Origin of the sequence: Pseudoalteromonas sp. KAN5 (assembly GCF_022846535.1) — a bacterium.
Lineage (GTDB): Bacteria > Pseudomonadota > Gammaproteobacteria > Enterobacterales > Alteromonadaceae > Pseudoalteromonas > Pseudoalteromonas haloplanktis.
In genome coordinates, this window is sequence record NZ_AP025589.1 from 1,395,935 (window position 1) to 1,416,079 (window position 20,145).

Below are 20,145 nucleotides of genomic sequence, written 5' to 3' on the forward strand. Positions count from 1 at the left end.
GTGAGTATGTCAGTAACACTACAAATAACTAAATCAAATGTGGCTGTACTCCTGTTAAGTCGCCCTGAAAAACGCAATGCTTTTAACGAGCAAGTGATTCATGAACTTATTCAATGTATTGAACATGCCAACAGCTTAGATGTACGTGCTTTAGTTCTAAAAACTGAAGGTGAGCACTTTTCTGCAGGGGCTGATCTGAACTGGATGAAATCCATGGCAGATAATGATTTTAGCGAAAACCTCGCCGATTCAAAGCAACTTGCCAAACTAATGCATGTGCTAGCGACGAGTCCATTACCAACCATTTGTGCTGTACAAGGTGCTGCATTTGGTGGCGCACTTGGCTTGATTGCTTGTTGCGATATTGCTATTTGCCAAGACAACGCGCAGTTTTGCTTAAGCGAAGTAAAACTTGGCTTAATACCCGCAGTAATTAGCCCTTATGTGATAAGCGCTATTGGCGAGCGTGCTGCGCGTCGCTATTTTTTAACCGCGGAAATTTTTGATGCTCATACGGCAAAACAGTTAGGTCTTATTCATCAAGTAACCGGAAAACTAGATTGCGCCCTTGATCAATTGCTAGAGAATTTACTTAATAATGGCCCATTAGCCGTGCGTGCTGCTAAGCAATTAATTAACGATGTAGCAGGTCATGAGATTAATGGTCAAATTATTAATTTAACCGCCGAACGAATTGCAGAAATTCGCGTATCAGAAGAAGGCCAAGAAGGCTTATCCGCTTTTTTTGAAAAACGCCCACCAAGTTGGCAGAAATAGGGATCACCATGAGCACACAATCATTACAAAAAATTCTTATTGCTAACCGTGGCGAAATTGCCTGTCGGGTAATGCGCACTGCCAAGCAAATGGGTTTAACCACAGTCGCGGTTTATTCTGACGCCGATAAACACGCTCAACATGTACAGTTAGCCGATGAAGCCTATCATATTGGCGCAGCACCAAGTAAAGACTCTTACTTAGTGGCTGATAAAATCCTCAAAGTGGCACTTGATGCTGGTGTTGATTGTATTCACCCAGGCTATGGTTTTTTATCTGAAAACAGTGAGTTTGCTAAAGCCTGTGAACAAAACAACATTGCATTTATTGGTCCACCAGCGGCAAGCATAGAAGCCATGGGCTCAAAAACACGGGCCAAAGAGATCATGGCAGCTGCCAATGTACCTTTAGTACCGGGTTATTATGGCGATAAACAAGATCCTGTGTTCTTACAGGCTGAAGCTGAAAAGATTGGCTATCCGGTGCTTATCAAAGCGGCCTTTGGTGGTGGCGGTAAAGGCATGCGTATTGTTGAGCAGGCAAAAGACTTTATAAGTGCTCTACAAGGCGCACAGCGTGAAGCTATTGCAGGTTTTGGCAATGACTTAGTGCTACTTGAGCGTTATGTAAACAAACCTCGTCACGTTGAAGTACAAGTGTTTGCTGATAATCACGGTAACTGTGTGTATTTAGGTGACCGAGATTGTTCGTTGCAACGTCGTCATCAAAAGGTCATTGAAGAAGCGCCTGCGCCTGGTTTATCTGATGAACTACGTAAAGAAATGGGAGAAGCGGCTGTACGTTGTGCCCTTGCAATTAACTATCGCGGTGCAGGTACTGTAGAGTTTCTACTATGCGGCGATGAATTCTTCTTTATGGAAATGAACACACGTTTACAAGTAGAGCATCCAGTAACCGAAATGGTTACTGGCGTTGATTTAGTCAATTGGCAAATCAATATTGCAGCGGGTAAGCCATTACCCCTTGTACAAAGCGATATTCAGTTACACGGTCATAGTTTTGAAGCGCGGATTTATGCCGAAGATCCAAGTAATGACTTTATCCCCTGCTCTGGCACTATTAACGGTTTATATACTCCCGTGCAATCTGAATATGTACGCATTGATACCGGTGTTATACAAGGCGATGAAATTAGCCCATTCTACGACCCAATGATTGCAAAACTCATTGTTCACGATGATAACCGTGAACAGGCCTTAGCACGTTTAAGCACGGCACTTGAACAGTTTCATTTGGCAGGGTTTAGCTGTAACGTCAGCTTTTTACATACCCTTGCTAATCACCCCGCATTTAAATTAGGCGTACCAGACACTCACTTTATAGAAGAGCAAGGCGCTGCCTTGATCAAAGTGGATCAAAAGCACCGTGATATTAGCAACGTTATTGCCGCATTTAGCTATTTAACATCGCTTAAGCAACACAATAAATACTCAGCCTGGGATAATTTACCCGGTTTTAAACTAAATAGTGCAACCACCATCACAGTCCCTTTTGCAGAGCAGCAGCTACTTGCTACAGCAACGGCCGATGGGTTTATTATTCACCTTGATGAAGTTGACTATACAACCTCTGGCGACATTGAAAATAACCTTTGTAGTGTATTTATAAATGGTGAGAAACACACATCCCACGTAGATACGTGTGATAACACCGTTACAGTGATGTATAAAGCGCTACAAAGCCGCTATGACATTGTTGATAAGCACTATGTCAGCGAACACGAAAGTGATGCACTGCCACTTGCAGCTCCACTCAATGGCACGGTTGTTAAGCATTTAGTGGCTGTAGGTAGTCAAATTACTAAAGGTGATGCCGTGGTGATCATCGAAGCGATGAAAATGGAATACACTCTCACCGCCCCCCATGATGGGGTACTGCAAAGCTACTGTTTTGCAGAAGGCGAACTGGTGAGTCATGGTGCGCTGTTAGCAATCGTCAATGAAGAGAGCACCACTGATGAGTAATGCTTCAGCAAATCAATTGCCTAGTCACGTTCGCATTGTTGAAGTGGGTGCCCGTGATGGCTTACAAAACGAAAGCGCAGTGAGCACTCAAAGCAAGATTGCGCTTATTAATGCACTTGCCGCTGCCGGTATCAAAGATATTGAAGCTGGTGCCTTTGTCTCGCCCAAATGGGTGCCACAAATGGCCGATTCAAATGAGGTAATTAGCGCACTTGAGTTGCCTGATTGCAATCTAACCGCCCTCACCCCCAATTTAAAAGGGGCAGAAGCAGCACATGCGGTGGGGATTAAAGAATTTGCTATATTCACCGCAGCCAGTGAATCGTTTTGCCAAAAAAACATCAACTGCTCAATTGACGAAAGTATTGCCCGATTTAAAGATGTAATGGCGTTTGCCAAAGCGCATAACATTCGCGTGCGAGGTTATGTAAGCTGCGTGCTAGGTTGCCCGTACGAAGGAGATATTGACCCTCAGGCTGTGCTCACTGTTACAGAAAAGTTATTAGCACTGGGCTGTTATGAAATTAGCCTTGGTGACACGATTGGGGTAGGCACTGCCAAAAAGGTCGATCAGCTACTAGACTTACTCCTGAGCAAAATTGATAAATCGGTGTTAGCTGTTCATTTTCACGACACCTATGGCCAAGCGCTCACAAATATTTACACTGCGCTAAAGCGTGGTATAGCAACGGTTGACAGTGCAGTTGCAGGCCTTGGTGGTTGCCCTTACGCTAAAGGAGCGTCAGGAAATGTTGCCACCGAAGATGTCGTTTACTTACTGCAAGGACTTGGCATTGAGCATGGAATTGATTTAGAAAGACTGGCTGAGGCTGGTTGGGCTATTTGTAGTGCATTAAACAAACAACCTGTAAGCAAGGTATCCCTTGCCCTTAAAAATCAAGCTGCTGAACAATAACAGCAGTTATACACATAATTATAAGGAGTGGGCCCATGGCCGGTTTCGATAAAGTGGTTTCAAGTTATGAAGCTGCAATGGAAGGTTTAAAAGATGGCGATACTATTATCGCTGGTGGCTTTGGTTTATGCGGTATCCCAGAGGGGTTAATTAGCGAGATCAAGCGTAAACAAACAAAAGATCTTACTGTGGTATCAAATAACTGCGGTGTTGATGATTTTGGCTTAGGGATTTTATTACACGACAAACAAATTAAAAAAATCATCGCCTCATATGTGGGCGAAAATGCCCTTTTTGAACAGCAGTTATTAAATGGTGAAATTGACGTTGTGCTAACCCCACAAGGTACATTAGCTGAAAAAATGCGTGCTGGTGGTGCGGGTATTCCTGCGTTTTATACAGCCACAGGTTACGGTACACCCGTTGCTGAAGGTAAAGAAGTTAAAGAGTTTAACGGCCGACCGTATATTTTAGAAGAGTCAATCACCGGTGAGTTTGCAATTGTAAAAGCATGGAAAGCAGACCGCTATGGTAATTTAGTGTTTCGCCACACGGCGATGAACTTCAATCCAATGGCAGCCACAGCAGGTAAAATTACTGTAGCCGAAGTTGAAGAAATAGTAGAGCCGGGTGAACTTGAACCAAGCCAAATTCATACCCCTGGTATTTTTGTAAATCGCGTGATCAAAGGAAGCTTTGAAAAACGCATTGAACGCATCACCACAAGCGATTAGGAGCAACATCATGGCATTATCACGTGAACAAGTCGCAATGCGTGTTGCGCAAGAGCTACAAGACGGTTACTACGTAAACCTCGGTATTGGCATTCCTACCCTAGTTGCTAACTATGTACCTGATGGCATTGAAGTTATGTTACAGTCTGAAAATGGCTTATTAGGCATGGGGCCATACCCTACAAAAGCTGAGCTTGACGCTGATATGATCAATGCGGGTAAAGAAACCGTGACAGCAGCCACAGGTGCAGCCATATTTAATAGTGCAGATAGTTTTGCAATGATCCGTGGAGGTCATGTAGACTTAACAGTCTTAGGTGCATTTGAAGTTGACCAGAACGGAAACATCGCATCGTGGATGATCCCAAAAAAGCTGATCAAAGGCATGGGTGGCGCGATGGACCTTGTTGCTGGTGCTAAGAATATTATTGTTACAATGACCCATGCCAGTAAGCATGGCGACTCTAAATTACTTGAAAGTTGCTCTTTACCCTTAACTGGTGTTAACTGTGTAAAGAAAATAGTAACGGATTTAGCCGTTTTAGAAGTAAAAGACGGCGCATTTCATCTGCTAGAACGCGCACCTGGCGTATCAGTGGACGAAATAATAAGTAAAACGGCAGGAAAATTGCTTGTTGATGGTGAAATACCTGAGATGGTTTTTTAAATTATCTCTTAGTTTCATCTTGTACCGACCTCATTCCCAGTGCCAATGGCGCTGAGTTACCCAAAATCCCTCGCAAGAGGGATTTTTTTTGTCTGTAACTTACTGCACCAAATTATAGCAAAGCATTTTTTTGTGCCCCATATCTGTGATTTGTACTACAATTGGAGAACTCAACGAATTGTTGTTATCTAAAAGAGAAAACAACGATTAACCTGAGAACTACTATCACACAAATTAAATAGCCTTAAATTGGTTGTTTTTTAATTGTAGATGCAGAAAATAGCTATAATGCAAACTAATTTTGCTAACACTTTGCAAGTTGGGATAGTTATTGCTTTACTAACGTTATTGAGAATTACTAACATCGATTATGCAAACACCTATTAGAGGATTACGTTCATTTTGTTTTGCGGCAAGAACGTTAAGCTTTAAAGAAGCCGCAAACTTACTTTATCTTACGCCGTCTGCTGTCAGTCACCAAATCAAACAGCTAGAAGAGCAGTTAGGTATTGAATTGTTTGAACGTCAAACACGCTCTATCAATTTAACCGCTGCGGGTAAAAACTTTTATGACTCAGTGTCACCGCTTATTAAAGCACTTGAAAAAACCATCACTGAATTTAGTCAGTTGCAAGAAAATGTCACCATCAGCATTACCTTACCTGAGTTCTTTGCTAGTGAATTATTGATGCCCAAACTCAGCGAGTGGACCACTGAGCACCCTAAGACTAATTTACAACTTAACACAATGAAAACCCGTAAAGAGTTGGCTATCCATAGTGATTTATCAATCGTGTTGTCTTCTTCAAAACCCATTGAAGGTGTTGTGCACGAATTATTTTCACTGCAATATTCACCTGCGTGTAACAAAGAAAACTGGCAACAATGGCATGAGAATCCACTTGAAGCATTACAACAAGTGCCGCTTATTTTGCATAAAGCTCGCCCTTGGGCATGGCATCAATGGGCTGAACATGCTGGTTTAGATGACTTTTCACCAAAACAAATTATCCAGGTTGATAGTATGTTTGGTGTTGCTCGCGCAGCGCAACAAGGGGATGGGAATTGCACTGATCCCCTTGCCTATCAGTCAAACATGGTTTGATGAAGGCTGGTTGTTTAATTTCACCGAAGAACCATTAGTCACTAAGGATAAATATTACTTAGTGCAGCATGAGCCAAGTGAAACGAATGCCTCACTTGAACTGTTTATTAAGTGGTTACTTGATACCTTTAAGCACCTTAAGTAATACTCATAAATTAAACCCAGCATTAAGCTGGGTTTTCTGTTCAAATGTTTTTATTAGCTTTGATTGCGTGCAACAAACTCAAGTACCGTTGCATTAATGCAATAGCGATCTTGTCCTTTTGGGCCTTCACCCGGAAATAAATGCCCTAAATGAATACCAGAAGATTTTGATTTAATTTCAATACGCTGCATACCATAGCTATTATCTTCATGCAGTGTCACAGTGTCTTTAACTGGATGAGTGAATGACAACCAACCAGTCCCAGATTTAAAGCGATCGCGAGTGTCAAATAACGGCACACCACTGAGTTTATCGATAAAAATACCATCAGGGGTATTTTTGAAAATATCATACTGCTTACAGAATGGGCTATCTGTGCTGGCATTAAATGCAACTGAATAAGCCTCGCTGTTCCCTAACTTGAACGCCCCCAGAGCTTTATAAAATTCGCCCGCAGGCACATACCCCTGACGACCATAAACTTCTTTGCCATCTTCCAAAAATAAAATGGTTGGTGTGGCCCATGTCGGTGTTTTAATTGTTAAGCCATCAAGTTGGTCGGCTTTACGATAAGTTAAATTAATACTGCCTTTGTAATCGTTACTAACCTCTTTTTTAAATTTCTCGCAGTATGGACAATACGCACGAGAATCAATCACCACAATCTGTTTTCCAGTAAGCAATGCCGTGTTATCAATTGCTTCTTCTGTTGGTTTTTCAAACACCACGCCAGTTGAGTGATCGGGGCAATAGCCATTTGGGTTTTTCACCAAATAGTCTTGATGGTATTCCTCAGCCGGAAAAAATTCAGTAAGCGGTTTAATGATTGTTTTAATATCCCCATACCCTGCCGCAGTTAGTTTAGTTTGATACTGCGCTTTTAATTGTGTGGCTAGATTAGCTTGCTCTGCTGTTGTTGTTAAAATAATTGAACGATACTGTGTACCGATATCATTTCCTTGGCGATTTTTCTGTGTTGGATCATGACTTTCAAAATAATTTTTTAACAATGCTTCAGCACTGATAATAGTGCTGTTGAAGGTTACTTGAACAACTTCAGCGTAGTTATTCTCATCAAAACGACGAGATTGTTGTGTAATATTGCGGTAGCTTGCTTTGAACCCTTTACCATCAGCGTAACCTGATTCTGCATCGATCACACCATCTAATGCTTCATAGCGTTTTTCAGCTCCCCAAAAGCAACCAGAGCCTAATACAATCGTTTCTAAATGCATGGTTGCTTGAACATCGCCCGCTTGTTCAGTTTCAAGCGAAAACGCATAATTTGCCACGCTAAACAAAACGCTACAAGTAGCTAATTTAAGCCAATTCTTTGCTGTCATCATTACCCTGCCTCACTCTATAAATAGCTTCAATCTAATAGACCTTAGAGCTGCAATGATTATTTCATTAATTTGCATTATTTTATCGCTCAATATCGCAGCTTTACCGAATTCAACTTAACCTACGAACCTAAATAAGGTAAAAAGGCTTTTATTTAATATAGGTTTGACAATGAAAACGCTTTTCAATTTATCAGCGCTAACACTTGCTGTTACTGTTAGTACGCACACTCTAGCTGCAGAGTTTAATTTTACTAATAAAATAGATAACAATGCCCATGCATTAGTGTTGCTTTATAGCCAAGACGGCAGCAATAAGCAGTTTAAATCGCTTAATAAAACACTAAACAACCAATTACAACGTGCTATTGATAGTAATGACTTTAATGGTAAATACGCCAGTGTCGTTGAAGTATTAGCACCCCATAACAGTGATTTTAACCGTGTACTGATTGTTGGTGCAGGTGAGCAAGATAAACTTGATAAAGCATTAATGGCTAAACTAGGTGGCAATATTCACGCCCAGTTACTTGCTAATAAAACAGTATCTGCCGCAGTCGCCATGGATGAATTAAATGGGGTAAATACTAATAGCGAATTAGCAGCTAACTTTGCCCATGGGGCGAACTTGCGTGATCACCGTTTTGAAAAATACAAACAAAAACCGAATACTCAGACAGTTAATTATAGTTTTGATGTTGATAACGCAAAACAAACAAAGCGTGAATACACACAACTTGAAAGCATCCAGGCAGGCGTATTTTTAGCACGCGACCTTACATCAGAAGTGGCTACAGAAATGACTCCTGAAGATTTTGCTAATGCAGCCAAAGAACTAGAGTCGCTCGGTGTTGAAATCACCATTTTAGAGCCAAAACAATTAAAAGAGCTTGGTATGGGGGCGCTTGAAGCCGTTGGCCGTGGTAGCCAACAAGGAGCTCGTTTAGTGGTCGCTCACTATAAAGGCTCAAACGACACACCTATTGCACTAGTAGGTAAAGGGATCACTTTTGATTCAGGCGGCTATAGTTTAAAAACAGGTGCATCAATTGCACGTATGAAGTCAGATATGGCAGGTGCTGCAGCGGTGCTTGGTACAGTCAAAGCAATGGCATTAGCAAAAGCAGATAAAAATGTCGTGGCTGTAATGGGGATGGCTGCCAACATGGTATCGCAGTTCGCGGTAGCTCCAGGGGATGTAGTACGTACAGCGGAAGGTTTAAGCGTTGAGATTGTTAACACCGATGCAGAGGGCCGTTTGGTGTTAAGTGATGCGATGTGGTACGCCAGAGAGTATTTCAAGCCACAAGTCATGATAGATGTTGCAACACTTACAGGCTCTAAAATTCAAGCTGTAGGTAATGATTATGCTGCGGTTTTTTCTGATGACGATGAACTTGTTGAACAATTAACCTTTGCTGGTAAGCAAGTCAATGAGCTTTTATGGCGCCTACCTTTAGGTTATAAAGAGACCTTATCATCTGAAATAGCTGATCTGAAGAACTTAGGTTCAAGTGGCCCAGGTGCAACCACTGCAGCAAGCTTTTTACAACATTTTGCTGGGGATACGCGATGGGTACATATCGATATCGCTGGTAATGCGTTAGCAAGCAAAGGTAAAGATGAAATCTCTGCCGGTGGCACTGGCTACGGTGTTCGTTTACTAAGCGAATGGCTATTAAGTAATGAAGTTAAGTAACTAAGCTACCTTATACGCATAAGCACATGTTTTGCTTATGCGTTCCCCGCTTAGAGTCAACAGTCATGGCTTGAGTCTTAAAATCCATAAATCTAATCGCATTGCTGTAAACATTTAATACTGAGTGTGCTAGTTTGGAATGATTAAGAATTAATAAAAATAGTCACTCATGAATTCAAACGCCACCGTGTCTGTTGTTATACTCAGTAGCAATAGTGTGCATTTAGATGCAACACACTTAAATGACGACAGTTTAATAATCCAAAAAAGAATTTGGGCATTGGTGAGTCGCTGTAACGACACCAATGCCTTTATTGATGTTGTACCAGCCATGAACTCGCTCACTGTTTATTTGAGCAACCCCGCTGAACTTGAAAAGTGGCAAACCACCTTAGCACAGTGGTGGGATGAGATTGATCCGCAACAACATCAAGGTACACATCATAAAATAATCACCCACTATGGTGGTGACTTTGGCCCCGATCTGAATTTTGTTGCTGATGCACACGGCCTATCACCAAAACAAGTGATTGAATTACATAGCAGTGCTCACTATCAAGTATTGTTCTTAGGCTTTCAACCTGGTTTTGTCTACTTACATGGGTTAAATGAGCAATTACATACACCTCGAAGAGCAACCCCACGTACACATGTAACCAAAGGCTCTGTTGCAATCGGGGCTAGTCAAACGGGTATCTATCCGGCTGACTCTCCCGGCGGTTGGCATATTATTGGCCACACTGATTTTACTTTATTTAACTGCCACGCTAATCCTCCCAGTGTTATTCAACCTGGCGATACACTGCAATTTGTTTGTTTGGAGTCTGCCTTATGATCACGGTATTAAAACCCGGTTTATTAATGACGATTCAAGATAAAGGCCGTGCTGGCTTTCGCCATTTGGGTGTTGCTCAATCAGGAGCCGTGGATCGTTACGCTATGACCATAGCAAACCGTTTACTCGGTAACAATGATAATGATGCCGTTATTGAAATAACGTTAGGGTTGGCACAGTTACAATTTAATTGCGACACCGTTATTGCCTTAATTGGCACTGATATGAAAGCAAAACTTGACGATACGCCTGTTTACCCTGGTTGGACATATACAGTCAAACAAGGTCAAATATTGACGTTTTCTGCAGCTAGAAATGGCTTTAGAGCTTACCTAGCGGTTAAAGGTGGCATAATCTGTGAGCAGGTAATGAATTCACGTGCGACCGATTTAGCTGCAGGCTTTGGAGGAGCCACCGCAGCCGCGCTCAAAGACAACGATACGCTCAGTATTACGCCCTACTCCCAAAGTTGGCCAAAACTGGGGGCACTCTCTCCACCGAAACGTAATGTCATTCGTATTCACCCAAGCATACACGCAAACTTACTTAAGCAATCAGTACTTGACGATTTTTGCGTAAAGACATGGCAAGTAACCCCGCAATCTAATCGAATGGGCGTAAGGCTCCAAACGCAAAGTAATCAATTAACACACTCGCATTCATTACCGTCTTTGCCTGTCAGCCCAGGCTCAATCCAGTTACCCCCCAATGGGGAACCAATTGTATTGCTTAATGATGGTCAAACGACCGGTGGCTACCCATTACTTGGCACCGTAATTAGTGCCGATCTTTATCATTTTGCCCAACTTAAACCGGGTGACAGTATTAACTTTAGCTATGTCGATTTAGCAACGGCAAATGCAGCACAAGCTAAACTTGATGCCCACATGCAGCAACTGTCTATCGCACTTAAAAACAAGTATTAACGACCGTGTTTTGTTTAAAGGTAAAAAATACGCTGTAAAGTACGTTTACCATGCTATAAAGAACAACTACTTCCGCCTTCATCTTGTTGGCGGTTAAATCTATAGGTGGTTTTTAATGACGAAACTGACATCCAGTATGCCCTGTGTTTTGCTCACCGGCTTTGCGCCATTTGCTGGGGAATCGATTAACCCTTCTTGGCAAACTGTCAGTAAGCTAGATGACAGTTTGATAGCAAAACACCGCGTTATCACTTTAGAATTACCCTGTGAATTTCATCGTTCATTGGCAATCCTATATCAAGCGATTGAGCAACATCATCCTGTGTTGGTGCTTTGTGTTGGCCAAGCTGGTGGACGCTGCGAAATTAGTATTGAGCGTATTGCAATTAATATTGATGATGCACGCATTAATGACAATGCAGGCAACCAACCGATTGATACACCTGTGATAGCAAATGCACCTGCTGCATATTTTACAAATCTTCCTATTAAACGTATGTTGCTTGCATTACATCAGGCTGAGATCCCTGCTGCCATCTCAAATACGGCTGGCACCTATGTGTGTAATCACGTGATGTATGGTCTGTTGCACCATATCAATCAACACGAACCTCAAATTAATGGTGGCTTTGTTCATGTACCCTATTTACCTAGTCAAGCGGTGCACCACAATGGCGCACCCAGCATGAGCGAAGACACGTTACTCAGTGCATTAAAAGTCATGATCAACGAAGCGATCAGTGCAAAACAGGATATAAAAGTAGCAGCAGGCACCACTCACTGATCATTTTGGTGCACCACCATTCATTATGGTGCATAAATTATTCTAAAAATATTGTAAAAGCTATGTGACTTAGTTAATTATTTCTGTTAAAACAAGGGTTCGCGTTTAGGAAAAATCTGCCTATGGCGCACACATGATAGGAATGAGGAGTTACTATGTGTTCAATTTTTGGTGTATTAGATATTAAATCTGATCCCGCCCAATTGCGTACCCAAGCAATTGAAATGTCAAAATTATTACGTCACCGTGGTCCCGATTGGTCTGGTGTCTATTCATCTGAAAAAGCGATTTTAGTGCATGAGCGTTTAGCCATTGTTGGTGTTTCAAGCGGTGCACAACCATTATACAACCCTGAAAAAACTAATATTCTAGCTGTTAATGGTGAGATATATAATCATAAAGAATTAGCTGCAAATCTTGAAACCGAGTTTACTTTTCAAACTCAATCAGACTGTGAAGTGATATTAGCGCTATACAAGCAAAAAGGCCCTGAATTTTTAGATGACCTTAATGGCATTTTTGCCTTTTGTTTATACGATGAAGAACACGATGCCTACCTAATTGGCCGTGATCATATTGGTATAATTCCACTTTATACCGGCCATGACGAACATGGTAATTTTTATGTTGCCTCAGAGCTCAAAGCGTTATCACCTATTTGTAAACACATAGAAGAGTTCCCACCAGGGCATTACCTGTGGAGCAAAGACGGTCAGTTACGCCCTTATTATCAACGTGATTGGCAATCTTTCGATGCCGTTAAAGATAATGATGCAAAAGCCGAAGACGTAAAAGATGCCTTGGAAGCTGCCGTTAAACGCCAACTTATGTGTGACGTACCGTATGGTGTATTACTTTCTGGTGGCTTAGATTCTTCTGTTATCTCAGCAATCACCCAGCGCTTTGCCGCTAAGCGTATTGAAGATAATGACGAAAGTGATGCGTGGTGGCCAAAACTGCATTCTTTCTCTGTTGGTCTTGAAGGGTCACCTGATCTAGCAGCAGCTCAAAAAGTAGCTGATATGATTGGTACTGTGCACCACCCTATTCACTTTACTATTCAAGAAGGTATAGATGCACTACGGGAAGTGATCTATCACATTGAAACTTACGATGTAACGACCATTCGAGCTTCAACACCTATGTATCTAATGGCACGTCAAATTAAAGCTATGGGGATTAAAATGGTGCTCTCTGGTGAAGGTGCCGATGAGTTATTTGGTGGTTACTTGTACTTCCATAAAGCACCTAACGCACAAGAGTTCCATGAAGAGCTAAATCGTAAAGTGTCTAAACTACACATGTTTGATTGCCTACGCGCAAATAAATCAATGGCTGCATGGGGGGTTGAAGCACGTGTACCTTTCCTAGATAAAGAGTTTGTTGATGTGGCAATGCGTATTAACCCTGAGGCAAAAATGTGCGGCAATGGTAAAATTGAAAAGCATATTTTACGTGAAGGCTTTGAAGGCTACCTACCAGATGACGTTCTGTGGCGACAAAAAGAACAATTTTCTGATGGCGTTGGCTACAGTTGGATTGATACATTAAAAGAGTACGTGGCTGAACAAGTGAGCGACCAAGATTTAGCCAATGCTAAATTTAAGTATCCAATCAATACACCGGATTCTAAAGAAGCTTATTTCTATCGCAGTATTTTTGAATCTCACTTCCCTGGAGACGCAGCTGCTAAGTGTGTTCCGCACGGTAAGTCTGTGGCGTGCTCTACACCTGAAGCACTTGCATGGGATGCATCATTTCAAAATAATGCCGATCCTTCTGGTCGTGCCGCTGGTATCCATAACGACGCCTATGCGCAAAATTAACAAACGACTGTGCTTATATAACACTCACTTAAAAGCTAATAAGTACACAGCCTTGCGCTGTGTACTTATTGCTGCAGAGCAAACAGTTTTTAGTGATCCTCATTCCCAATGCTATGGCTCATCTGCATTAATTATCATCCACAGAAATGGCTTGACCTCTGCCATGATGCAAAAAATAGCCAGTAGCAGCACGCATCCCGCCACCGTATTTCTAAAACAACAGGATATTAAAAAACGTCACTGCGCTATTCGTTGGTTTAATCACAGCCATGAGATCAGCCGCTGTGGTCACGGCACGTTGGCAGCAGCACTCTTTTTAAAAAAATTTCAAGGTATAAGCCCACAAGGTTTTTATTCTAACAACAAAGAGTTATTTACGATTAAAAGCCAACGTAAGCAAACGCAGTTGCAAATGACAACAATAAAAAGCACACAAGTTGCACCTCTTCCACTACTTAGCAATGCAATAAAAGGCAAAATAATAAAAACATACCAAACTGCAGAGCAACATGGCTACATCACAGTGTTGGTTGATAATCGACAACCTTTAACGTCATATATTGTCGATATCGACGAACTGACTCATGTTGCCAATGCGGTGATCTTATTACAACAAGCGAATATAACAGAGCAACAAGGTGTTTGGTATTTTCGTTATTTTGCTCCTTATTACGGTGTTAATGAAGACCGTGCTACAGGCTCAGCTTTGAGCGTTATAGCACCAATCACAGAACAACTAACACAAAAAAAACAATCTTTGCTGATACAACAGTCAAGTACTAAAGCGGTGATCCACTCCTGCTTATCGGGAAAAAGTGTGATCATTCATTAAAATGCTATAGTGGCCTTAATAAACACAATGCAAAGTAGCCTCGCTGATCTTGCCAAGTATGCTCTAAACGCAAATTAGCTTGAGCACTCAACTGACTAAATGTTGCCAGTGTGTATTTATGAGAATTTTCAGTATGGATGCTTTCACCTTCTACAAAGTGAAATAATTGACCATTGAGCTTAACTGTCTGCTCGCAGTCACTGGACAGGTGCATTTCAATGCGGCTTAGTTTTTCGTTAAACCGTGACTGATGCGTAAATTGCTCTGGATTGAAGTCTGCACCGAGCTCATTATTGATCCGTAATAACAGATTTTTGTTAAATGCAGCTGTGACCCTTTTTTTATCATCATAGGCATCAAGTAGCACTTGCCGATCTTTAACAAGATCAATACCAATGAGGACATAACCGTTAATACCGCACAAGCGATGGAAATTCTTCATGATCTCAATCGCTTTAACCGGTGAAAAATTACCGAGTGTTGAACCTGGAAAATACACCAAGTTAGTTTGTGTCTCCAGCTGTGCTTCGCGACTGAGCTGCTTGACCATTTGGCTATGCGTAAAATCACCGAGCAAAGGCGCTATCGCAAGCTCTGGGAATAACGGCGATAAATGGGCCAGTGAATAGTTAAGCATTTCACTTGAAATCTCAAATGGCACAAAACTCTTCACATTGACTAAATGTGCCAATAAATAAGCAATTTTTTTACCTGAGCCACAACCGGGCTCTATTATTGATAAGTTATCAGGTAGCAACTGTGCAATGGCTTGGCTATATTGACTTAAAATACTTAGCTCCGTGCGGGTCACATAGTACTCATCAAGCTCAGTGATCTGTTCAAATAAAGCAGCCCCTACATCATCATAAAAGTATTTACAGGGTAGGTTTTTTTGTTGTTGCGATAACCCAGTAACAACATCGTTTAAAAACTGTGTATCTACTTTGTTTGTCATTAATTGTGTTATTTGGCTCATAGTCAATCCTTAGCGAGTCTAATGCCACTGCGCATCCACGCTTGATATGGGTAATAAAAATTGCGATAAGTGAGTCTTAAATGATTTTTCGGGGTAAATTTACAGCCACCGCGTAATACCATCTGATTAGCCATAAACTTACCGTTGTACTCCCCTGCGACACCTGCAATTGGCTTAAAGCCCGGATACGCCAAATAAGCACTGTTTGTCCACTGCCAGCAGTATTCAGTAAGCTGCTCAATCACAGGGGGTGTTGAGTTTGCACTGTTGCTTTGTTTAAACTGATCTTCTAATGTATGCGCCGCTGCATATTCCCATTCAAATTCTGTTGGTAAACGCGCGTTACAATAATGAGCGTAGGCAGTTGCTTCATAAAAGCTCACATGAGTTACTGGCTCTGCAAGGGCTAATGGTTGCAGTCCATACAAGGTAAACTCAATCCACTCATTATTAATTTTGTGCCAATAAAGCGGCGCAGTTTGATGCGTTTTATTTATCAGCGCCCAGCCATCACTTAGCCAGTGCTCCGGGTTTTGGTAGCCACCACTTTGTATAAAGGCAAAGATACTCGCCATTAGTTATTAAGCGATTAGAGAATCTGAAAGGCTGACTAAACACTTGATGCTTTGGTCGTTCATTGTCATAACTAAATTCCCCTCCATCTGCGCCAATGTCGATTATTTGCTGCGCAAATGGCACAAAATTAAGTTCGCTCACTTGGCTCTGGCTGACAGCTACAGGATTGTTATTTTTATCGTAGTAACGAGGAAATAGCGGGTTAATCGAGAAGTTGTATTTAATATCCATCAACATCAACTCTTGGTGCTGTTGTTCATGGTTAAGCCCAAGTTCAATAATATCAGTGATCGCTTTACTGATCTGATTTGAGTGGTTAAGAAGTTCTGATACAGCATTATCTACATAACGTCGGTAATCAAGTACCTTAGCTAAAGTGGGCCGCGATAATGCACCTCGATTTGCACGGCTATACTGCTCGCCTATACCATTGTAATAAGAATTAAAAAGCACTTTAAATGCATTATCAAATACTTGGTATTGTGTTTGTTGTTGCGTTAGTAAAAATGTCTCAAAAAACCACGTTGTATGAGCCAAATGCCACTTGCTAGGGCTTACATCAGCCATCGCTTGTAATTGACAGTCTTCTGCTGATAGTTTAGCTATTAAGGTAACACTGTGCTGTCGTATCGCGTGGTAACGGTTTATTAAACTTGCGATCTCCTCATGCTTTGCAGCTGATGTAAAATTCATGGGTTATAAGTATCCTTCTGTTTGCCTTATACTAAAGATAGACCACAGATACGTTAAAACACATTCAGATGACAGCTAGATTAAAGTCAAATTAAATTCACAACACCATTAATGTTTGATTATCTACTGCAACTAAATATTAGACCGATAGGTTTAATACTTGTCAGTCTATCATTTAAAGCAAAAAAATCGGCTAGGTATAAACTAGCCGATCTATAAAAGCGGTTATTTTACTGACCGATTAATTACTTAAACATTCGCTAACTCTTGTTCAAGCTGTTTACTTTCATCCCCTCTGGGTGAAGTAAAACGCGCAAGTCCTAAATAAATCACCGGCGTTAAATACAGAGTAAATAGCACTGCTAATGACAAACCACCAAAGACTACCCAACCAATGGCATTACGCGCTTCAGCACCTGCTCCAGTTGATAATATTAATGGTAATGCGCCAAGTAAGGTTGATATTAAAGTCATAGTAATAGGCCTTAAACGTACTAATGCTGCTTGCTCTACCGCTTTACGAACGGTTAAGCCTTGGTCACGTAATTGGTCGGCAAATTCAACTAATAAAATTGCATTTTTGGCGATCAAACCAATTAACATTACGAGCCCTATTTGCGAATAAATATTCAGCGATGTACCGGTTAAATATAAAGCTAAAATCGCAGACGTTATTCCAAACGGCACAGTGACCATCACAACCACCGCACTATTCACATTTTCAAATTGTGCGGCCAAGACTAAGAAGACAATTAAAAATGCCAATATATACGTAATAAACACTTCATTAGAGGTTTCTTCAAACGTTAACGCTTCGCCTTTGAATGCTAAGCTAATGCCACTTGGTAATGTTTGCTCAGCAATTTCACGTAACTGCGAGACAAGCTCGGCAATACTCATGTCTTCTGGTAATTCCATATCTAATTCAATGGCGCGGCGCTGTGCATGACGTTCAAGTTCTGCTGCAACCCCTTCTTCACTAATTGTGGCCACACTACTCAATGGTACGAGTCTCCCATTTGCAGCACTGACATAAAGATTAGCTAAATCACTCGGATCGTTAATGGTTTGATTTTGTGATTGCAGCATTATCGGTACTGATTGGTCGCCAATATTTAGATCGGCTATGTCATCACCATTGATAGCAGCACGCAAAGTGACTGATATATCACTCAACAAAACACCTAACTCATCAGCGCGGCGTCTATCTATATTAACCCGTAACTGTGGTTGTGAAGGTTGATATGAAATCCTAACATTATCAATTGCAGGAATTTGTTGCTCAACTTGGGCAGCAAATTGCTGCGCCGCTTTATAAATTTGTAAGTAATCTTGCCCTAATAACGCCAGCTCAATTCCGCCTCCTTGGCCACGTAAATTTAAACTATTAGAACCGTTAGGATAGCCAGCAGCACCAGGGACATTACCCAGTGGTGCACGAATTTTATTAATGATCTCTTGCTGAGTAAAATGACGCTCGTCCCAATGCTTTAATGGCACTGTAATGAACACGATATTTGGATCCCATTGCCCTACGACCGTATAAATAGATTCTATTTCACCACTTTCTACGTACGGTAATAAAATGTCTTCCATTTGCATTGCTTGGCGATCCATAAAATTTAAACCAACGCCATCGGGCCCACGGGCAAAGATACGAATTTTACCGCGGTCTTCTGATGGTAATAACTCATTATCTAAATTGACATACAATGCGCCAGAACCGGCTGCAATCAATACGCACGCAGCAAAAGTGAGCCATGCATGATCAAGTACCCAATGAATGGTTTTAGTGTAAATATTAGCAAGCCAATGACCTATTTTTGCAAATGGATGTTTACCTCCTTGCTTTAATTTTAACTTTGAGGTTAATGCAGGAACCAAAGATAACGCGACAAAACTTGAGATGATCACAGCACCTGCAAGTACCCCACCAAACTCCCTAAATAGTCGCCCAGCGGTTGAGGGTAAAAATGCGATAGGGACAAATACTGCTGCCAAAACAGCCGTTGTGGCCACAACGGCAAAAAAGACTTCCCGTGTGCCGATAACTGCAGCTGCACGTCGACCAAGCCCTAAACCACGTTGCCGTTGAATGTTTTCGCTGACCACAATCGCATCATCAACAATCAAGCCCGTTGCAAGTACTAATGCTAAAAGCGTAAGTATATTAATTGAAAAGCCCAGTGCCCAAATCAAGGCTAGTGAACCAACCAAAGCAACCGGAATTGCAAATGCTGGAACTAAAGTCGCGCGCCATGACCCAATAAATACCCACAACGTAATTATCACAAGTAACACGGTTAATACTAACGACGAGATCACTTCATCAACTGAGCTTCTAATAAATTGCGCATCATCTGATGTCAGAGTAAATTCTAGTTCAGGAAAACGCGTTTGCATTTTCGCTAATAAACTTAACACTTCATCTGATATCTCAATGGTGTTTGACTGTGCTTGGCGGATCACTTCCATACCAATCACAGGCTGGCCATTTAAACGTACCATAGAGCGTGGATCCGCAGGGCCAAAATACACAGCTGCAATATCGCCAATACGCGTACCATCACGAATAATAATATCTGCTACCTGCTCTGCTGTAACCGATGTAGCATCTGCACGGACAATAATCTGTTGATCGGCTGACTTTAAACTACCTGCTGGTACGTCAAATGGAGCTTGGCGCAGCACTTGGGCAACATCAGGTACTGTTAAATTAAAACTGGTTAATTTAAGTGGGTCTAATCGTACTCTTAACACTCGTTTGCGGTCACCATTTAGGCGTACATCAGCAACACCTGGAATGGTTAAAAACTGTGGGGCCAAATCCACTTCAACTAATTCAGTCAAAGCCTCAAGCGCTAAAGACTCGCTTGAAACGGTTAACGATACTACAGCTTCGGCATCGTTATCCGCTTTAATAATCGAAACTCGTTCAACCTCTTCTGGTAACTCACGTTGCACTCGCGCTACGGATTCACGCGTTTCATTTGCAGCATCATCAAGATCGACACCAGCACGAAACTCAACCACAATACGTGCGCTGCCTTCTTCACTCTGCGCACGAATGGTTTTAACCCCACTGACTCGTGCAACGGCACCTTCTAACTTGCTAGTTACTTCGGTATCAACGGTCTCCGGTGAGCCGCCCGGAAAAAGAAGCCGATACTGTGATCCTGGGGGTATCAACATCGGGCAATTCACGTACCTCAACACCCGCGATTGCAGCTATCCCTGCAATTATAATTAATAAATTGAGTACGACTATTAATACTGGACGACGAATTGCCATTGAAGGCAAGTCTTGCATCATAGGTGATTGCATT

The 20,145-nt window shown here is 41.7% G+C and carries 15 protein-coding genes and 2 pseudogenes; 12 read left to right on the plus strand and 5 right to left on the minus strand.

The features are described 5' to 3' along the window. Positions 1 to 6 precede the first annotated feature (6 nt). The 6 genes and pseudogenes from KAN5_RS06130 to KAN5_RS06155 all read left to right on the plus strand — a co-directional run bounded on the left by KAN5_RS06130 (position 7) and on the right by KAN5_RS06155 (position 6,329). Positions 7 to 777 carry an enoyl-CoA hydratase/isomerase family protein gene (locus KAN5_RS06130; protein WP_138555391.1) on the plus strand — a complete coding sequence of 257 codons (771 nt, stop codon included), beginning with the start codon at positions 7 to 9 and terminating at the stop codon, positions 775 to 777. A gap of 8 nt (positions 778 to 785) precedes the next feature. Continuing rightward, the gene (locus KAN5_RS06135) at positions 786 to 2,762 is read left to right on the plus strand and encodes an acetyl/propionyl/methylcrotonyl-CoA carboxylase subunit alpha (protein ID WP_244390748.1); all 1,977 of its coding nucleotides are present in this window, start codon (positions 786 to 788) and stop codon (positions 2,760 to 2,762) included. Then, positions 2,737 to 3,678 (plus strand): hydroxymethylglutaryl-CoA lyase, encoded by a 942-nt coding sequence (locus tag KAN5_RS06140; protein WP_244390749.1) that lies wholly within the window; start codon positions 2,737 to 2,739, stop codon positions 3,676 to 3,678. Before KAN5_RS06135 ends, KAN5_RS06140 begins: the two co-directional genes overlap by 26 nt. A gap of 35 nt (positions 3,679 to 3,713) precedes the next feature. Continuing rightward, positions 3,714 to 4,412 (plus strand): CoA transferase subunit A, encoded by a 699-nt coding sequence (locus KAN5_RS06145; RefSeq protein WP_016709684.1) that lies wholly within the window; start codon positions 3,714 to 3,716, stop codon positions 4,410 to 4,412. 10 nt (positions 4,413 to 4,422) lie between these two features. Then, entirely contained in the window at positions 4,423 to 5,079 is a 657-nt protein-coding gene (locus KAN5_RS06150) for a CoA transferase subunit B (protein WP_016709683.1), read from the plus strand. Between the two features lie 370 nt (positions 5,080 to 5,449). Further along, positions 5,450 to 6,329: pseudogene (locus KAN5_RS06155) on the plus strand (LysR family transcriptional regulator). Between the two features lie 53 nt (positions 6,330 to 6,382). Here KAN5_RS06155 and msrA read toward each other — a convergent pair. Then, entirely contained in the window at positions 6,383 to 7,672 is a 1,290-nt protein-coding gene (gene msrA, locus KAN5_RS06160) for a peptide-methionine (S)-S-oxide reductase MsrA (RefSeq protein WP_029216216.1), read from the minus strand. 172 nt (positions 7,673 to 7,844) lie between these two features. On the opposite strand from msrA, the gene KAN5_RS06165 reads away from it, so the two are divergent. The 6 genes from KAN5_RS06165 to KAN5_RS06190 all read left to right on the plus strand — a co-directional run bounded on the left by KAN5_RS06165 (position 7,845) and on the right by KAN5_RS06190 (position 14,574). Continuing rightward, positions 7,845 to 9,371: a leucyl aminopeptidase gene (locus KAN5_RS06165; RefSeq protein WP_016709680.1), complete on the plus strand. Its 1,527-nt coding sequence runs from the start codon at positions 7,845 to 7,847 to the stop codon at positions 9,369 to 9,371. A gap of 169 nt (positions 9,372 to 9,540) precedes the next feature. Continuing rightward, on the plus strand, positions 9,541 to 10,206 hold the full coding sequence (gene pxpB, locus KAN5_RS06170) for a 5-oxoprolinase subunit PxpB (RefSeq protein WP_016709679.1): 666 nt from the start codon (positions 9,541 to 9,543) through the stop codon (positions 10,204 to 10,206). After that, the gene (locus tag KAN5_RS06175; RefSeq protein WP_016709678.1) at positions 10,203 to 11,132 is read left to right on the plus strand and encodes a biotin-dependent carboxyltransferase family protein; all 930 of its coding nucleotides are present in this window, start codon (positions 10,203 to 10,205) and stop codon (positions 11,130 to 11,132) included. The genes pxpB and KAN5_RS06175 overlap by 4 nt, the downstream gene beginning before the upstream one ends. Positions 11,133 to 11,247: 115 nt before the next feature. Further along, positions 11,248 to 11,916, plus strand: coding sequence for a pyroglutamyl-peptidase I (pcp, locus tag KAN5_RS06180; RefSeq protein WP_016709677.1), 669 nt, complete (start codon positions 11,248 to 11,250; stop codon positions 11,914 to 11,916). 155 nt (positions 11,917 to 12,071) lie between these two features. Then, the gene (gene asnB, locus KAN5_RS06185; protein WP_244390750.1) at positions 12,072 to 13,742 is read left to right on the plus strand and encodes an asparagine synthase B; all 1,671 of its coding nucleotides are present in this window, start codon (positions 12,072 to 12,074) and stop codon (positions 13,740 to 13,742) included. Further along, a complete protein-coding gene (locus KAN5_RS06190; protein ID WP_244390751.1) occupies positions 13,729 to 14,574 on the plus strand; it encodes a PhzF family phenazine biosynthesis protein in 846 nt (281 codons plus the stop codon). Before asnB ends, KAN5_RS06190 begins: the two co-directional genes overlap by 14 nt. Before the next feature lie 4 nt (positions 14,575 to 14,578). On the opposite strand, the gene egtD is transcribed toward KAN5_RS06190, so the two are convergent. The 4 genes and pseudogenes from egtD to KAN5_RS06210 form a co-directional block, all read right to left on the minus strand. Further along, complete coding sequence (egtD, locus tag KAN5_RS06195; RefSeq protein ID WP_244390752.1) at positions 14,579 to 15,550, minus strand: L-histidine N(alpha)-methyltransferase; 972 nt, start codon at positions 15,548 to 15,550, stop codon at positions 14,579 to 14,581. 2 nt (positions 15,551 to 15,552) lie between these two features. Beyond that, positions 15,553 to 16,125 carry an SUMF1/EgtB/PvdO family nonheme iron enzyme gene (locus KAN5_RS06200; protein ID WP_244390753.1) on the minus strand — a complete coding sequence of 191 codons (573 nt, stop codon included), beginning with the start codon at positions 16,123 to 16,125 and terminating at the stop codon, positions 15,553 to 15,555. After that, entirely contained in the window at positions 16,061 to 16,819 is a 759-nt protein-coding gene (locus KAN5_RS06205) for a DinB family protein (protein ID WP_244390754.1), read from the minus strand. Before KAN5_RS06205 ends, KAN5_RS06200 begins: the two co-directional genes overlap by 65 nt. 249 nt (positions 16,820 to 17,068) lie before the next feature. After that, positions 17,069 to 20,144, minus strand: a pseudogene (locus tag KAN5_RS06210) (efflux RND transporter permease subunit). Position 20,145 lies beyond the last annotated feature (1 nt).

Bases quoted from the DNA above. Each gene is read 5' to 3' on its own strand.
- KAN5_RS06130 (WP_138555391.1), top strand. From the start codon at position 7: ATGTCAGTAACACTACAAATAACTAAATCAAATGTGGCTGTACTCCTG.
- KAN5_RS06135 (WP_244390748.1), top strand. From the start codon at position 786: ATGAGCACACAATCATTACAAAAAATTCTTATTGCTAACCGTGGCGAA.
- KAN5_RS06140 (WP_244390749.1), top strand. From the start codon at position 2,737: ATGAAGAGAGCACCACTGATGAGTAATGCTTCAGCAAATCAATTGCCT.
- KAN5_RS06145 (WP_016709684.1), top strand. From the start codon at position 3,714: ATGGCCGGTTTCGATAAAGTGGTTTCAAGTTATGAAGCTGCAATGGAA.
- KAN5_RS06150 (WP_016709683.1), top strand. From the start codon at position 4,423: ATGGCATTATCACGTGAACAAGTCGCAATGCGTGTTGCGCAAGAGCTA.
- msrA (WP_029216216.1), bottom strand. From the start codon at position 7,672: ATGACAGCAAAGAATTGGCTTAAATTAGCTACTTGTAGCGTTTTGTTT.
- KAN5_RS06165 (WP_016709680.1), top strand. From the start codon at position 7,845: ATGAAAACGCTTTTCAATTTATCAGCGCTAACACTTGCTGTTACTGTT.
- pxpB (WP_016709679.1), top strand. From the start codon at position 9,541: ATGAATTCAAACGCCACCGTGTCTGTTGTTATACTCAGTAGCAATAGT.
- KAN5_RS06175 (WP_016709678.1), top strand. From the start codon at position 10,203: ATGATCACGGTATTAAAACCCGGTTTATTAATGACGATTCAAGATAAA.
- pcp (WP_016709677.1), top strand. From the start codon at position 11,248: ATGACGAAACTGACATCCAGTATGCCCTGTGTTTTGCTCACCGGCTTT.
- asnB (WP_244390750.1), top strand. From the start codon at position 12,072: ATGTGTTCAATTTTTGGTGTATTAGATATTAAATCTGATCCCGCCCAA.
- KAN5_RS06190 (WP_244390751.1), top strand. From the start codon at position 13,729: ATGCGCAAAATTAACAAACGACTGTGCTTATATAACACTCACTTAAAA.
- egtD (WP_244390752.1), bottom strand. From the start codon at position 15,550: ATGAGCCAAATAACACAATTAATGACAAACAAAGTAGATACACAGTTT.
- KAN5_RS06200 (WP_244390753.1), bottom strand. From the start codon at position 16,125: ATGGCGAGTATCTTTGCCTTTATACAAAGTGGTGGCTACCAAAACCCG.
- KAN5_RS06205 (WP_244390754.1), bottom strand. From the start codon at position 16,819: ATGAATTTTACATCAGCTGCAAAGCATGAGGAGATCGCAAGTTTAATA.